The organism is Gracilibacillus suaedae (genome assembly GCF_017599345.1).
In the GTDB taxonomy this organism is placed as follows: Bacteria; Bacillota; Bacilli; order Bacillales; family Amphibacillaceae; genus Gracilibacillus; species Gracilibacillus suaedae.
Genome location: NZ_JAGFVL010000029.1, coordinates 60,387 through 75,946 on the forward strand (window position 1 = coordinate 60,387; position 15,560 = coordinate 75,946).

General features: G+C 36.0%; 12 protein-coding genes and 1 other RNA gene. 9 read left to right on the forward strand and 4 right to left on the reverse strand.

Features of this window, described 5'->3' with window-relative positions; translation table 11 throughout:
- Window positions 1-15 precede the first annotated feature (15 nt).
- From smpB to ilvN, 5 genes are all read left to right on the forward strand, one after another.
- Complete coding sequence (smpB, locus tag J5J03_RS07325; protein ID WP_163579205.1) at window positions 16-480, forward strand: SsrA-binding protein SmpB; 465 nt, start codon at window positions 16-18, stop codon at window positions 478-480.
- Between the two features lie 127 nt (window positions 481-607).
- Window positions 608-970, forward strand: a transfer-messenger RNA (tmRNA) gene (gene ssrA, locus J5J03_RS07330).
- Window positions 971-2,401: 1,431 nt separating this feature from the next.
- Window positions 2,402-3,136: an AraC family transcriptional regulator gene (locus J5J03_RS07335; RefSeq protein WP_231710641.1), complete on the forward strand. Its 735-nt coding sequence runs from the start codon at window positions 2,402-2,404 to the stop codon at window positions 3,134-3,136.
- Window positions 3,137-3,355: 219 nt separating this feature from the next.
- The gene (gene ilvB, locus J5J03_RS07340) at window positions 3,356-5,050 is read left to right on the forward strand and encodes a biosynthetic-type acetolactate synthase large subunit (RefSeq protein ID WP_208588103.1); all 1,695 of its coding nucleotides are present in this window, start codon (window positions 3,356-3,358) and stop codon (window positions 5,048-5,050) included.
- Window positions 5,047-5,565 (forward strand): acetolactate synthase small subunit, encoded by a 519-nt coding sequence (gene ilvN, locus J5J03_RS07345; protein ID WP_208588087.1) that lies wholly within the window; start codon window positions 5,047-5,049, stop codon window positions 5,563-5,565. The genes ilvB and ilvN overlap by 4 nt, the downstream gene beginning before the upstream one ends.
- Window positions 5,566-6,492: 927 nt before the next feature.
- On the opposite strand, the gene J5J03_RS07350 is transcribed toward ilvN, so the two are convergent.
- The 3 genes from J5J03_RS07350 to J5J03_RS07360 are packed head-to-tail and all read right to left on the reverse strand — an operon-like array spanning window position 6,493 to window position 8,398.
- Complete coding sequence (locus J5J03_RS07350) at window positions 6,493-6,672, reverse strand: DUF3231 family protein (protein ID WP_231710642.1); 180 nt, start codon at window positions 6,670-6,672, stop codon at window positions 6,493-6,495.
- 53 nt (window positions 6,673-6,725) lie between these two features.
- Window positions 6,726-7,640, reverse strand: a complete 915-nt coding sequence (locus J5J03_RS07355; protein WP_208588089.1) for a COX15/CtaA family protein — start codon at window positions 7,638-7,640, stop codon at window positions 6,726-6,728.
- Window positions 7,637-8,398, reverse strand: coding sequence for an alpha/beta fold hydrolase (locus J5J03_RS07360; protein ID WP_208588091.1), 762 nt, complete (start codon window positions 8,396-8,398; stop codon window positions 7,637-7,639). Before J5J03_RS07360 ends, J5J03_RS07355 begins: the two co-directional genes overlap by 4 nt.
- A 400-nt stretch (window positions 8,399-8,798) precedes the next feature.
- Between J5J03_RS07360 and J5J03_RS07365 the strand changes: the two genes are divergently transcribed.
- A complete protein-coding gene (locus tag J5J03_RS07365) occupies window positions 8,799-9,329 on the forward strand; it encodes a PadR family transcriptional regulator (protein WP_208588093.1) in 531 nt (176 codons plus the stop codon).
- A 601-nt stretch (window positions 9,330-9,930) separates the two neighbouring features.
- Here the strand turns inward: J5J03_RS07365 and J5J03_RS07370 are convergent.
- Window positions 9,931-12,993 (reverse strand): efflux RND transporter permease subunit, encoded by a 3,063-nt coding sequence (locus J5J03_RS07370; protein WP_208588095.1) that lies wholly within the window; start codon window positions 12,991-12,993, stop codon window positions 9,931-9,933.
- Between the two features lie 300 nt (window positions 12,994-13,293).
- Here J5J03_RS07370 and J5J03_RS07375 point away from each other — a divergent pair, with 300 nt between their 5' ends.
- The 3 genes from J5J03_RS07375 to J5J03_RS21970 all read left to right on the forward strand — a co-directional run bounded on the left by J5J03_RS07375 (window position 13,294) and on the right by J5J03_RS21970 (window position 15,498).
- Window positions 13,294-14,181 (forward strand): TetR/AcrR family transcriptional regulator, encoded by an 888-nt coding sequence (locus J5J03_RS07375; RefSeq protein WP_208588097.1) that lies wholly within the window; start codon window positions 13,294-13,296, stop codon window positions 14,179-14,181.
- Between the two features lie 368 nt (window positions 14,182-14,549).
- Window positions 14,550-15,218 (forward strand): hypothetical protein, encoded by a 669-nt coding sequence (locus J5J03_RS07380; RefSeq protein ID WP_208588099.1) that lies wholly within the window; start codon window positions 14,550-14,552, stop codon window positions 15,216-15,218.
- A 43-nt stretch (window positions 15,219-15,261) separates the two neighbouring features.
- Entirely contained in the window at window positions 15,262-15,498 is a 237-nt protein-coding gene (locus J5J03_RS21970) for an alpha/beta hydrolase (RefSeq protein ID WP_331460452.1), read from the forward strand.
- The last annotated feature ends 62 nt before the right edge of the window (window positions 15,499-15,560 follow it).

The window sequence follows — 15,560 nt, forward strand, 5'->3', positions numbered from 1 at the left end:
TAGGAGGAACGGATTATGGGAAAAAATGATGGAAGAGTAATTGCACAAAATAAAAAAGCAAATCATGATTATTTTATAGAAGAAACATATGAAGCTGGTCTTGTCCTCCAAGGAACGGAGATAAAGTCGATCAGAGCAGGACGAGTTAACCTAAAAGATAGTTTTGCAACGATTAAACAAGGGGAAGCATATATTAACAATATGCACATTTCCCCGTATGAGCAGGGGAATCGTTATAATCATGAGCCTACTCGTGCTCGAAAATTATTATTACATCGTAAGCAAATCGATAAATTAATCGGAGAAAGTCAGCAAGCAGGGTATTCGATTATACCATTGAAGGTTTATATTAAAAATGGTTTTGCCAAAGTCCTAATTGGTTTAGGTAAAGGGAAAAAGAAATATGACAAACGAGAAGATTTAAAACAGAAACAGGCCAAACGTGATATGGACCGAGCAATCAAAGATCGTTTGAACTAAAATTTACCAAGTGGGATATCTTGAATTCCATATAATTTATGGTATAATAAAAATATCGGCAGGACATCTATAATTGAATAAGAGCGAGTAAAAAATGCTCTTGTCCGTGGGCCCTTATATTTTATATGGGGACGTTACGGATTCGACAGGGGTAGATCGAGCTCAGGTTGCGCGTCGAGGTTACGTCTCGTAAAACGTTAACGCCAATAATAACTGGCAAAGAAAACAATTACTCTTTAGCAGCTGCGTAAGCACTGTTAAAGGATCCTTCCTATCATCGCCCATGTGGTAGATTGAAGGGTCTCACTTATTAGTGGGCTACGCTGCCATCCTCCGTCTGTGGATCGGTAGAAGAGACTAATCAGACTAGCTATTCGGACGCCTGTTGGTAGGCAGAAGAGCTAGCGAATGCGTAATATACCAACTATGCGTGTAGACGCCTGAGTGACGATATCCTTGGACGTGGGTTCGACTCCCACCGTCTCCACCAATACATAATTGGTGGTTTTTTTATGTGATAATTTGTTACTTCAAGCATAAATTTTCATAAAATGAAAGCTTATGCTTGAATATACTTTATGCAATCTTATGCTTGATAATTTATTGTGAACTACCATAATAAATTCAAATAAGCATAAACTATTGCTACAACGAAAATCCACAAACTTTTGGTGGTTCAATATTGTTTATTTAAATAAATTCGGGTTTTTTTAAAAGTATTCCATCTTTAAATGTATCGCACAAAATCAATCTTTTTCTTTGAAAGAGAGAAAGATGATTTAGAATCGACACAATTTAATTGGAAATTAGTCGAATAAAGATGGAAAAAGAAAAACTTGATACATTAAAATTAAGAACGTTTGGATAGGCTGGGAGATTAAAGAGTTTCTTTTTTCTTTCAGTCTTTGTTTATTGGCCCCAGAATATATGTCGGGGTAAATAAAGCGTTTTCGATACTTTTATTACTAAGTATATTGTTGCAATATTAATAAATTTATATCACATAAATCTCCAAATATTCTTACATCTATAGGGAACTGGATTTAAATTCCTATTTTGTTAACTTTTTAATAAATCATAATCGCAGTGTTGACTTTAGGATATTGTTGAACACTAAAAGAGAACAACAAGGAGTAACATCGGTTTAATACGACCACTGAAATGTACCACCTCTGGCATAGTTTTTTACCACAAAATGACCCAAAGTGTACCAAAGAACTACAGACTGTTTACCACTGCGGTTTCTCTGGTGATAAAAGATTTAATATTTTATAATCAGTTTTTACACATGGCTCAGCTTAACTCTTGTATTACGTAGTAGACTTAATACTACGCAACAAACATCTTCGTTTTTAGAAGAATTAATGAACTTGGAGACATAAATGTAAACTTTCACTTTATTTCAGATTGTGAATTTCAGATTAATTCAGCACCCAATCTCTTATAAAGATACAAGCACGGCTTTACATGGAGTGGTGGGCATGATAGCCTCGTCGGAGAAGTCAGTCCCTGAAACTGCTGGCTTCCTGGTGTGAGAATCATGCGCACAGAGGCTCCATGTCAAGCCATTTTCGGTATAATTATTTATAATTGATTGAGAATATACAAAAAATGTTTGTGAAAAAATCCGTCTCAATTTGATAAAAAGTGGCTGTTTTGTGCAGAAATATTGTGCCCGTTTACAACATAAACACAGAATTAGAAAAAGACAATAAAAAGTTTTAAATGATGAAGATTGTAGCGTTAAAGGTACGTTACTTTAACATCCAGCTGCCAATTAAGCTATTCTTACTTTAACTAACCCATTACTTAAATAAGACTAATAGTTGTATTGGGTTCATAACCCGATTTGCTAAATCTTTATAAACTCTTCTTATTGGATTATAATACAATCTAAGGTGAGAATTTAGGGGGGAAATAAATGAACAATGTAAACCATATAACATGTGAGAAAAGATCCTATACTAGAGAGTTTAGATCTCATCATCATGAGTATGGACAACTTATTTTTCCCTTGAAAGGATCCTTAGATATACAATTGATGTGGCAAGAAATCAAACTTAACTCAGAATATTGTTTGTATATTCCTCCCAAGGTAGAACATAACTACCGTTCTATGGATAGAAATGAATTCTTGGTCTTAGATATTCCAATACAATATTTACCTGAGGATACAAGTCAAATGAATATACAATTGGATAAACAATGGGCTTCAATCCGTTATTTGCTATTGGAAGAGGCTAGAAATCAAGAGAACATATCTTCTTTAATAAATTTAACTAGATATGTGACTAACAAAATTCAAATCTCTAAACCTCCTTCTATAGAATACATTCATAAAAATTACAAAGAGTCAATTAGATTGGAAACTTTAGCAGAAATAGAGCATTACCATCCAGTGTACTATTCATCATGGTTTAAGAAAAAAACCGGAAAAAGCCCAAAAGTATATATATCAGAACTTCGTTTAAAAGAAGCTAAACATTTAATAATTTCAACACAGTGGTCCATGTCAAAGATCAGTGAGGAATTAGGTTTTGAAAATTCTTCATCTTTTACAAGTGGTTTGTTGGTTTTGAGGGAATACCTCCACAAAAATATAGAATTCTTAATAATTGATAAAAAGGATATTAAACTTGGTAAAGAAAGTTTTTGAGAAATTTTCTATTATAAGTTTTAATATTCTTTTTATTTTTTTTCATTGAGGTGAGCAAAATGAAGAAAAACTGTCTCTCTTTTGTGAAAAAATATATTTATAGCGAAAGAAACGTATTCATACTGTACAGATCACAGACAATTATAACGAGACTAAATAAGTCTTAATAGGGGGATTAAAGTGGGAAGAACAAAAAACCAAGCTCAAGAAGTGCAGACAATGAATGAACCTAAAACTGGAGCAGATTTGCTTGTGGAGTCATTGATTAATGAAGAGGTTGAGACATTATTTGGCTATCCAGGTGGTGCAGTTCTATCTATCTTTGATGCCTTATATAAAGCTAAGGGTTATTTTAATCAAATCTTAGCGAGACATGAACAAGGTTCGATTCATGCTGCTGAAGGATATGCGCGTGTTTCAGGAAAGCCAGGTGTTGTCATTGCAACTTCTGGGCCTGGTGCAACGAATCTCGTTACTGGTATAGCAGATGCGATGATTGATTCCTTGCCATTAGTTGTGATTACTGGCCAGGTAGCACAAGGAGATATCGGTACGGATGCTTTTCAAGAAGCTGATGTAATGGGGATTGCAACGCCGATTACAAAGTATAATTATCAAGTAAGAGACGTCAAGGACCTTCCTAGAGTTGTAAAAGAAGCATTTCACATTGCTACAACAGGTAGACCTGGTCCTGTCTTAATTGATATGCCGAAAGATATTTCTGCTGAGATTATTGATGAAAACTTTCAAGCAGATGTCGAATTAGATTTACCTGGTTATCGACCAACAACATATCCGAATCCATTACAAATTAAGAAACTCGCAGAAGCAATTGGTAAAGCAAAAAAACCAATTGTCCTAACTGGTGCAGGAGTACTGTTTGCAAAGGCATCTGAGGAAATTAAGGAATTTGCTGAAACATACGCTCTCCCGGTTACTTCGACTCTATTAGGCTTAGGAGCTTTTTCTGGAGATCATCCGTTGTTTTTAGGGATGGCAGGAATGCATGGAACATATACAGCAAATACTGCTCTATATGAATGTGACCTATTAATTAATATCGGTGCAAGATTTGATGAGCGTCTAACTCGGAATTTAGCCTCTTTTGCACCAAATGCAACGGTTGCTCATATAGATATTGATCCTGTTGAAATTGGCAAGAACGTCCCAACACACATTCCTATTGTTGGAGATGCGAAAGAAGCATTAAAAAAATTACTGCATCAGTCCATTGATGAACCGGAGCATGAAGACTGGCTCATTAGAATTCATGAAAATATGGAAAACTATCCTTTATGGTATAACAACCCTGAATCTGAAATGATTGGACAATGGGTAATTAAAAAGATTCATGAAGTAACTGAAGGTAAAGCAATTGTCACAACAGATGTTGGGCAGCATCAAATGTGGGCCGCACAATACTATAAATTTAATACACCTGATCGTTGGGTTTCTTCTGGTGGTCTTGGGACGATGGGCTTTGGCTTCCCTTCGGCGATTGGTGCACAATTAGCTAAGCCAAATGATACGGTTATTGCGATTGTTGGTGATGGCGGTTTTCAAATGACATTGCAAGAGCTTTCCATCCTTCAAGAACGAGGATTACCTGTTAAGGTGATCATTGTCAACAACCAAGCGCTTGGAATGATTAGACAATGGCAAGAAGCTTTCTACTCAGAACGTTACTCCCAGTCTATTTTCAACATTCAACCAGACTTTGTAAAAATAGCGGAGGCATATAATATTAAAGGTTTAAAGGTATCCACACAGGAAGAATTTATCAAAGCATTACCTGGAATTTTCGACTATCAAGGTCCTGTAGTTGTGGATGCACGAGTAATCCAACAGGAAAATGTCCTTCCTATGATTCCACCTGGAAAAGGCATAAACGAAATGATTGGGGTGAAACCATGAAACGTATTATAACTGCAACTGTAAGAAATCGAAGTGGTGTATTAAATCGTGTTACAAGTCTTTTACAAAGGCGCCAATTTAACATTGAAAGTATTTCTGTAGGAAGAACAGAAACAGAGAATATGTCAAAAATGACGTTTGCCTTTGAGGTGGATGATTTTCCAAAATTAGAGCAAGTTACCAAACAATTAAACAAACAAATCGATGTTCTCAAAGTATCGGATATTAGCGATAAGGCGATTGTTGCAAGTGAACTTGCCTTGATTAAAATTGTTAGTAACAGTCAATTGCTTGGAGAAATTCAGGGCATTATTGAACCATTCCGTGCCTCTATTATCGACGTTAGTAAAGATAGCTTAGCTCTTCAAGTTACTGGTAAGCCTGAAAAAGTTGAAGCACTTATAGAGCTCCTACATCCATATGGCATTATAGAGCTAGCACGAACTGGTTTGACCGCATTTGTTCGCGGTCAACAACCAAACACTCAAGATCGTAATATTCAATCATTATTTTGAATATTGCTCAGTTAATACTTTGTCCAAATGGTATACAGCATTAGAAATCGAAAGAGAAACGAGAAAGAAATATGGTAGTATGATTTCTGGTATAAAAGCTGGAATTATCTGTCCAATATGAACAAACTAGTCCTAGGCTATTGAATAAAGAAATATACATTTGAAGATTTAGCAGATAATGTGTATCACCATAAAACAAAGCAATATTTCGAGCAAGTTTTGATTCAACTTTACACAAACTGAATCCTTTTCTTTTGCTAAAATAAGTATTTATAATATGTTTTTTCCAAATTTCCTTCAATGCAACACTAATCATTATTCAATAAAAGGCTCTAATGTTGAATAAGCAAGACGAAAAAACAACAGATCTATTTACTGCGTAGTACAACCATCCCGCGTAGCAAATGATTATCTAAGAGACGATCACTCAGAGTGATCGTCTCTTCTTCGTGTTTGACTCTTACTGTTCAGTAAAGTTCTTCATTTTTTAGCTGACTTATTTAAAGAATGTACTAAATTAACGGCAGTAAATTTAGTAACAAACAATATTCTGTATCGAGTAAAATCAGTTAGACAAGTGAAGATTAATTATAGTGTTAGTCACCAACACTACAATTCGATGTGGAGGGATATTCTGTGAATTCTCTTGTCAGCTTAATCTCAAACTTAATTTTATTGGTGATGAAGCTTGCATTCTCAATTAAGAGGAAGACATCTTGGGTAAAGTCAATATTAAGAAGGCCATCGTTAACCTAAGCATTGGAGAATACTAATTAGAACATCTAAAATCACATCGTACTATGAGAAAGGTAGCTTACATTTTTTTTAGCTTATCAAAAAATACAAATATATGGGAATATTTGACGCCCTGCCAATTGTTTAGTTCACTAAATTTAATTTTGCTTTTTTTGTTTTATTAACTTTACTTTATCCATAGTCCCAGGCGGTTGTTTGTTCGAGCCATTCATTTTGAATCATTAAATCTACAATATCTTTTGCATACTGTGCAATCTCAAGGGAAAATCTTTCATAATTTAATATCAAATCACTTCTTTGACTGGTGGCAGTGGCGGTTGCATAATCTCCCGTCCCTGAAGCGGTTAACATCCCGTATCAGAAAATACTTCTACGGTTGAATTAGTTATAGACACATTATCCACTTATATAATTACGATTAAAAAATATTGCTTAATCCTTCTTGTTATGACAACGATATAGGTGAATAGAGAAAACAAAATAGAGATTACTAGTGCATGGATAATTCCAATCGTTAAGTTTTGATTATAAGTTAATACCATTCCTACTCCACTTAAAAGCTGTAAAAATATTAGTGATAAACTAACAAAACTGAGACTTAATAATAGACGTTGATGCTTATAAAGTTTTATTACCCAAAAAACAAACACTATAACAAAAACGGTTAACACCATGCCTGCTAAACGATGAAACATCTGAGCAAAAACAATAGTTCCTTGGCTAAATAAGACGAATTCTCCATTACATAAAGGAAACCCCGTACAAACTTTAGCCGCCCCCATATGCTTTACAAATGCACCTGTATAGATAACAGCATAAGCATAAATAGTAATTACAATGATAAAACGTTTAAAATGTATTCCGACCTGTACGGTGACCTTATTAAATTGTTTTTCAAATGTAAAAAAAGTAATCGTAAATACGGCTGCTAAAGAAATTGCTGAAAAACCAAAATGTAATGCCATAATTAATGGAGGTTGTCCAAATACAACTTGTCCAGCCCCCATTAAACCTTGAATAATAATAGCAGCCGAAGCTAGAATTGCAAAGAATTTTATTTCTTTAATATAATTCAATTTACGCCAAGACCAGAACGATAATATTAAAACCAATATCCCTGCAACGCTGGAGATTAACCTATGGGTGTACTCAATAATAGTTTCTAGCGTTGGATTATATGGAATGACATTTCCAAAGCAAAGCGGCCATGTCGTTCCGCATCCTTGACCAGATCCTGTTTTGGTGACAACGGAACCTTGTAAAAGGACAAATAGCACAATAATTGTTGTTATAATTGAATAGGCTTTTAATTTTTTCATGTTTCACCTTGACTAGTGCCATGAACATTATCCAACCAATTAACAATTGAATCTATGATGGTTGCTTGTTGTTCACTAACTGTGATCTGAGCTTCATTGTCACCGGACTGACTACCATATACACCAAAATAAGCATGGTTACCACCTGATATTTCAATGAATTTAGTTCTTTGTGGTAAGTTCGAGCTGTTTTCTTTAATTTTTTCAGGTGTACTTAGTCCATCCTCGGACCCGCTTATAGATAAAACGGGTAAGTTGGATTCACTTAAAAAATCATTACTTGCTGCATATGCACCAAGTAATATTAGCCCGTTTACTCTGTTTAAATATTGATCTGCATACATAGCCGCTGCTGCTCCTCCCATTGAATGACCAGCAATATACCATTCAATTCGATTATCATTCTCTATTACTTCATTTGCTTTTGAAACATCTAGAATTGGCAAATTTAATCTAACTGAGGGTATAGCTACTGTAATATTTTGCTTTGATAACTCTTGTGCTAAATAGGCATACGCTTCAGGTTCAACTTTTGCACCAGGATAGAGTATTAAACCTTTATCAGCATTTACCGCTGTATAGATATACCATCCATCCTCTGAATTCTTGACTTCCTCTATTTCGATTTGATGAGCATCTATCGCACTATATGTATTTTGAGTCCATATAAAAAATAAAGACAAGCTCAAGATTACTACTATACCTAAAGTGATAAACGAAATAAATAACGCTTTTTTGTTGAGAAATTTTTTCATCATTAAAACCGAATTATTCCAAATTTCAATTAGGCAGTGGAGTGTAGATATTCAACTGCTTATTTGAAATTAAAGAATAATTTCCCTTTCTTGAATTTTTTTAGGAGTATCTCATTTAACTCGAATTAGAGTAAAGTTCCAAACAACTTGACTATAAACACAACGGGAAAAGACATGTACAAATAGGTAGACGAAAAAGCAATTATAGCACAAAAGGGCTAAGAGTAAATTTAAAAAACACCGATGTGTAATATGAACTTGGCATAGCAATCATATACCCTTTCTTATATATGTCTTTTTAGACATATGAAACTATGGTTATAATAAACAATGATGAATACTTTGGTCAAGTTAATATGCTATAATTTCATTAAATAGACAAATATTAAGGAATTGATGTTTTATGAGCTTGCGTTATGCTTTATTAGGAATAATTTTAAAAAAACCAGTAACAGGTTATGATGTGGTGAGAATATTTAAGCAACAGATGATTTATTTTTGGAGTTCGACTCATAGCCAAATCTATACAGAATTGCATAAAATGGAAAACGATAACTTGATAGATCACGAATTAGTTATTCAAGAAGCTTTACCAAATAAAAAAGTATACTCTCTTACAGATACAGGTAAGAAAGACTTAATACGCTGGGCAATTGAAGAACCTTTAAAACCAGCAAAAATTAAAGATAATTTCTTAATTAAAACGACTATTTTTCCTTTTTTATCGGTTGTTGAAATTGATAAATTGTTAGATGAAGTTATAGAGAGAGAAGATAAAATTTTAAGTATGACAAAAAAGTGGCAAGAACACTTTAACAGTCAAGAAGAACGAGACGTAGGCACTATATTAACAGTTGAATATGGAATAAGGTATTCTGAAATGTACTTGGAATGGTGTAAGTGGGCAAAGCAGTATATCAATGAAATTAAGTAACAAGTCACACGTTTTTTATATCCATTGCTTTTTCTTTATTTCACTACTTTGTAAATAAACCTTTGTATTTTAAGGAAAAAGACAATACTAAAGTAGGCGTAGCTCCTCCATTTATTAAAAGGGGAGAGCTACAATTCATCTATAAATGGGTGTGGTATGTCGACTGGCTTAAGATACTTCAGGTTCTTGTAATGAAACAGTATATCCTAAACTTTCAAGTCTTCGTAGGAATTTCTTTTGCAGCATATTTTTTAGTCTAGATTTCATCATATTCTTGTTTCTTGAGAAACACTTCACACGTTTTTAAACACCAATACCTTGTATCATTAATCACTAGATCAGGCTCAGGAATAATCCCTCTTTTGATGTACATGCTTAATTTTGCAGGAGAAAAATTCAATCCATTTTCATTTAAAAAAGAGACAAACCGACTTTGATTGAAGTATTGATCACCTTAGTTATGGGTGTTTTAAAGAAACACATCATATGAAATTGACATTATTTATGTAACAAGGCGCAATCTCCTCCGAAAATGCGCCTTGTTGTGTTTATAAGATCGATCTAGCATCTAGCCATTGATTATTATTGAGCTATCATTTCCTTACATTGTTTCATTAGTCGTTTTCTTTCTTCTAAAACGATAAAAAACGAGGTATAGCATTGGTACCATAATCAGCGTTAACACGGCTGAGAAGATAATACCAGATATGATGGTAACGGCAAGTGGTGTAAAGAGAGCATCGCCACTTACAGCAACTGGAATTAAAGCAACGATTGACGTAATGGCCGTTAGAAGGATCGGGCGTAGGCGTACGCGCCCGGATTCAATCACAGCTTCTTTCACATCCATACCTTTCTTCAGTGCTTGTTCGATAAATTCAATTAACACAACCGAATTTCTCACTACAATTCCGGTGAGTGATACCATACCCATGACACCAAGGAAACTAATCGGTGTTTGCGTGACAAATAGTCCAAGGATTGCACCCGCGATCGCAAGATATACCGCGACAAGTACAAGGAAAGGTAACGAAAGAGAGTTAAATTGAAGTGCAATTAACAGATACACAAGAAAGAGCACTATGATGAAGAGCACCGTAATTTCGGCAAAGAAATCACTTTGAGCTTCATTTTCACCGCCAATTGTAATGCTGTAATCAGCATCATCGAGCTGAGCACGCTTATCATCGACGATTTCGGTTACGTTTGCCTTATAGTTCTCCTCATTTTCTGGAAAGGCTCGAAGCGTAATCGAGCGTTCTCCATCAGTGTGAGGAATCCTTTGAATTTTTTCGTTTTCTTGTGTTGTGACAAGCTCATCCAAAGAGATAAGTTCGGGTGTTTCGCCTATAGACTCGGCTGGGAGCTCGAGTTTAGAAAGATCAATTCTTTTTTGGCTTCCTTCAAGGACGATATTCATATCACGCTTTACAACGCCATTATCAAATGCTTTTAAAGGAATGCCTTCAGTCGCAAGTCGAATTTGCTCACTGACCTGATTGACGGTAATACCATTTTCTTCGAGTACATCACGCTTTGGTACATACTCGAGAGAAGGTTCAAATTGTCCTACGTTATCATCTACAAGATTTGTTTCAAGTCCTTTAATTTCCTTCGTCAATTCATCTCTAAGGTCAACTAATTGGTTGATTTCCGGACCACTGACGGTAACCGTTACCGGGGCTCCCGCTGGAGGTCCTTGTTGAATTGTTTCCATGAAGATCTGAGCATCAGGGTATTTATTTCTGAGTTTATCTTCCCAATCATTAATCAGTCCTTGGGCTGTTTGACCTTCTCGATCGACTCTGGCTACAATTTGCCCAGTATTCTCTCCAGGGCTCGTTAATGAACTATTAAAGAGACCAGGAGTACCAGTTCCTGAGAAGACGCTAGTTTCGTAAACGCCGTCATCCGTCTTTAACCTTTCCTCAATCTCCTGAAGTGTCTCGTGCGTTTCTTCAATTGGAGTCCCGATTGGAAGAGTGATGTCTACCGTTACTTCTTCCTTATCAGCTGCTGGGAAGAACTCAAACGGTGTTAAAACAACTAATCCAAAAATAGCAGTGGTAAAGACAAGACTAAGAAAGGAGACTAAAACCGGTTTTTTAGAAAATTTGTTTAAGAGCTTGTCTGCATAAACATTGGCAAGCTTATTTAACGGTTTTCCAATAATTCCCGGTGCGTCAGATATAGGCTTCTTTGATCGACGGCTTAAGAAGTAACGCAAAATCGGTACAAATACTAATGCAACTAGTGTCGATGCGATAATCGTTGTAATTAGAACCGTTGGCAAGGCACGTATAAATGCTCCATTTCCACCAGAAAGGAAGAGAAGTGGCAGGAATGTAAACACAATGGCAAGAGAAGAGGTCACAATAGATACCCAGACTTCTTTGACACCATCTACAGTGCCCATTAATCCTTTATTACCTAGCTTATATCTTCGTTGGATATTGTCATTAATAACGATTGAGTCATCCACGATAATTCCTAATGCAATGATTACACCAATAACGGAAATTTGGTTGAGATCAACACCAGTGAACGAAAGTGGTATTAATCCCATGAGCACAGCAATTGGAACGGCAAGTGCCACAACCAGTGCACCAGATCCAGATAGCCCAAGAGATGTTGCCACAATAACTGCCAGAACAGATATGGCTAAAGATAGGAATAGGCTATCAAAAATATCTGTTACGACTGATGCTTGTGAGTAATAAGACTCCAGTTCAACGTTTGAAGGCAGACTTTCGGAAAGTTCATCCACTTTATCACCCACACGTTCATCAACGGTTGGGATGTCTTCCCCTGCTTTTACGTATGCAGTGAAGGATACAGAAGGCTTTCCTTCAAATGTAATAATGTCTTCCAGCTCTTTCGGACTCACCTCAACATTAGCGATGTCTTTTAAGTAAACAATTTCCCCCGCGGGGTTTTTACCAACAAAAATTTCTTTCATCTGGTCGAGTGATTCATAATTTTTAACAGAAAGCTGGACAACTTCATTATCCATCTGCTGTTTCCCTAGAGGGGTTGGGTAATATTCATTATTAATGGCATTTTGAACGTCTGTCACGTTCAAGCCAGACTCTTTCAATTGATCTTGATTCAATTTTATTAAGATTTTTTCTTCAGGCAGTCCTTTAATGGTCACACCTGAAACGCCTGACAATTCCTCTACTTCATCTTTCCATCGGTTTAATTCCTCTTGAAGGGAAAGAAGGTTTTCGCGTCTATCGCTTGTGAGATGGTAGGAAACAATCGGCGTTTCTGCTGTTGATTCGTTAACATTGGGTTCCTGGGCCTCCTCTGGAAGCGAAGCAGAAGTATCAGAAACCACCTGGCGGACATCACCAAGTACTTCTTTCTTATTTTCTCCTTCTTCTACTTCCACAACAATGTTGGAAAAGCCAGCTGTAGAAGAAGATGTTACTTCAGCTATGCCATCGATTGAATCAAGCGATGACTCGATGGGATTTGTAATTGATTGTTCAACATTATCCACTGTCGCACCAGGATAAACAGTACTAATTGTCCCAATATTCACTGTCGTTTCTGGTAGTTCACGCTGTGGCAATTGTATGAAAGTATATGCTCCAACACTTACAAATAATATAATCAATACTATAAAAAGCTTGGAACGTTGTAAGATCCATTTCAGCATTAGTAGCCTCCTCTGTTAGTTTTTGACTAAATGGTCAACGAACTCTATTATATTTTAATAAACGTTCTTATATAAACATTTATATCATCGACTCAATAGTCATTTTCACTTATAAAAGCATAGATGTCAAGAAGTAATTGTGTTAGAATATTTTATTGGAAAGAGAAAAGCTACAAATGATATGATAAAGTGAATTACAAACGTCAAGCACACAGTTAGTGAGTTAGGTTACTTGCTACGACTGACACCTCGCTAATTAAGTAGTGTGTACTGGCGGAAGAAGACTTCGAGGTGAACGTAATGGATAAAAAAAAAGCAATACTTGAAGCTGCTGTTGAGTTGATTGCAGAAAAAGGATACACGCATACATCAATGCAGCAAATCGCTGATAGCGTTGGTATATCAAAAGGATCGCTTTACTCCTATTTCCCATCAAAAGAAGATTTGTTTGTATCCATATATGAGCATTATCAGCAACTTGTTTTTGAACGTGCTTTTGTGGTTGGATTAGACCATAACCTGCCACCTTATGAACGTTTTGCTAAACAATTTCAAGTTCAATTTGAGGGGGTATTAGAATATAAATCGTACATGAGAATGCATATGCGTAGTGAATCCGCTCAAAATAGTGAAAAGCTAAAAGGATTAGGCCATCGTATGAGAGGACGATTATTTAGCTGGATGGAACAAAATTTAATTGATTTATATGGAGAAGATATTGGGCCATACAAATGGGATTTAATGTGGATGACACAGTCAATTTATACGTCATACACAGGTCTCATGACTTCTTCTGAGGATGAGGATCAGATCTCCCCACAAGAGCTTGGTAAACACATCGTAAGGCAGGTTGACATCCTTGCGAATGATTTTCTATCAGGAAAAAGCACACCTCTTTTAGATGAAGAGATGATGCGTCCATTTTCCGTAGGGATGGATCAAGCGGGAGCCTTTACATCTTTCGAGAAAAGAGAAAAAGCCTGGGAAGCACTTTATAAAAGCATTCATGAGCTAAATAACTCACAATATTATATTGCCATAACAGACCGGATCTCAGAAGAATCGAGAAAATCAAAACCTGATGAGATTGTGATGAAAGGATTGTTTCATTTATTGAAAGAGGAAGAGATGCTAGAGGCAAAAGCACACATATTAGAACAACAAATACTTCCAGAAACAAAACATTAAAAAAGTTTCTTTCCTTTAGTGTGTGCCCTAAATGCAAGATGCGTTGCAGTGCCGGCACCGGACGTGGACTTCTTTTCCAACTAGCGGCAAACTCAATGTATGCTCCTTTCTTTCAACCTAAATAAGTAGCGGTATGTCTTAATTACATTTCAGTTGCTCAACGGCGTAACGGAGTTTTTAAACTACCCATGATCAATTAACTGCTTTCGATGAACCCACTTTATCTAACTAACCTAAGACATAATATACTTTAAAATCTTACCAAAATACGCAGTGTACCATTGCAGGAATATTATAGTGCTAATTAAGAAACATCTGAATAGGGGATTCTTATATCATTAGAGTTAACAAAACAGGAGGAGAGTTAATTGGATACATTTCTTTTCAGCTTTTTTACAGTTGCCTATATCGTTCTATTTGTTTTAGGACTATTACTATTTAGAACCTACCACATACAGAGTATATTGTTACTTTTACCTGTAATGGTTGGGCTTATCTATGACAACGGAATTATTGCTATTGGGCGATACATAGGAGCAGGAACTTTATTAGAAGGATTAAACCTTGCTCGCTTTTGGATACATGCATTATTCACTCCCATGCTCGTTCTATATGCTTGGAAAACACTTGAACAAGGAGAAGTCTTATGGGCTAAGCAATCTTTAGGGCGTATATCTGCCTTTTTATTAACCGTATCATTGGTGCTGATAGAACTTTTCACTGAAGTATTCGGACTTAATTTAGTGGCAAGTGTTGAATACGGTGTACTAAGTTATAGTTCAAACGAAATATCGAACGGACCTCCCATCATGGTATTAGGTGTATCACTCGTATTGTTTGTTGCTTCTATTATCATCTGGCGGAAACAAAAATGGCCGTGGTTTTTCGTGGGTTCCCTATTAATGATTATCGGAAGCGCTGTGGGGTTACCGATAGAAAGTGGAGCAGTTATAAACTTTTTCGAATTAGCGTTAATCAGCTCCTTGCTTTGTACAGCCTACTTTCAAAATAAAAGGGGGACCAGAAAAACAGGATAATTGGCTTATTTTCAAGCCAGAAAGGGATCCGAAAACGGGGATCATCTTATATTCAGGAGCGAAGGTGGAGCCAGAAGCCTATAGTTATATCGGACATCAGCTTTCCGAACAGGGCTATCTCGTGGGAATTCCACAAATGCTCTTTAATTTCCCTATCCTTGACACGAATAAGGCAAATGAGATTATTGACAATTATTCATCTATTTCTCATTGGTTTATAGGGGGGCGTTGGGAGGTGTTTCAGCAGGACTTGGTTCAAATAAAAGCCGAGGAGTTTTAAAATGACCAGAAGAATGAGAAGAAGCTTTTCCAAAGAATTTAAGGAACAAATGGTACAACTGC

Excerpts from the sequence above, each read along its gene's own strand:
- J5J03_RS07370 (WP_208588095.1), bottom strand. The coding sequence starts at position 12,993 with ATGCTGAAATGGATCTTACAACGTTCCAAGCTTTTTATAGTATTGATT.
- J5J03_RS07350 (WP_231710642.1), bottom strand. The coding sequence starts at position 6,672 with ATGTTAACCGCTTCAGGGACGGGAGATTATGCAACCGCCACTGCCACC.
- J5J03_RS07355 (WP_208588089.1), bottom strand. The coding sequence starts at position 7,640 with ATGAAAAAATTAAAAGCCTATTCAATTATAACAACAATTATTGTGCTA.
- smpB (WP_163579205.1), top strand. The coding sequence starts at position 16 with ATGGGAAAAAATGATGGAAGAGTAATTGCACAAAATAAAAAAGCAAAT.
- ilvN (WP_208588087.1), top strand. The coding sequence starts at position 5,047 with ATGAAACGTATTATAACTGCAACTGTAAGAAATCGAAGTGGTGTATTA.
- J5J03_RS07335 (WP_231710641.1), top strand. The coding sequence starts at position 2,402 with ATGAACAATGTAAACCATATAACATGTGAGAAAAGATCCTATACTAGA.
- J5J03_RS07375 (WP_208588097.1), top strand. The coding sequence starts at position 13,294 with ATGGATAAAAAAAAAGCAATACTTGAAGCTGCTGTTGAGTTGATTGCA.
- J5J03_RS07360 (WP_208588091.1), bottom strand. The coding sequence starts at position 8,398 with ATGATGAAAAAATTTCTCAACAAAAAAGCGTTATTTATTTCGTTTATC.
- ilvB (WP_208588103.1), top strand. The coding sequence starts at position 3,356 with ATGAATGAACCTAAAACTGGAGCAGATTTGCTTGTGGAGTCATTGATT.
- J5J03_RS07365 (WP_208588093.1), top strand. The coding sequence starts at position 8,799 with ATGAGCTTGCGTTATGCTTTATTAGGAATAATTTTAAAAAAACCAGTA.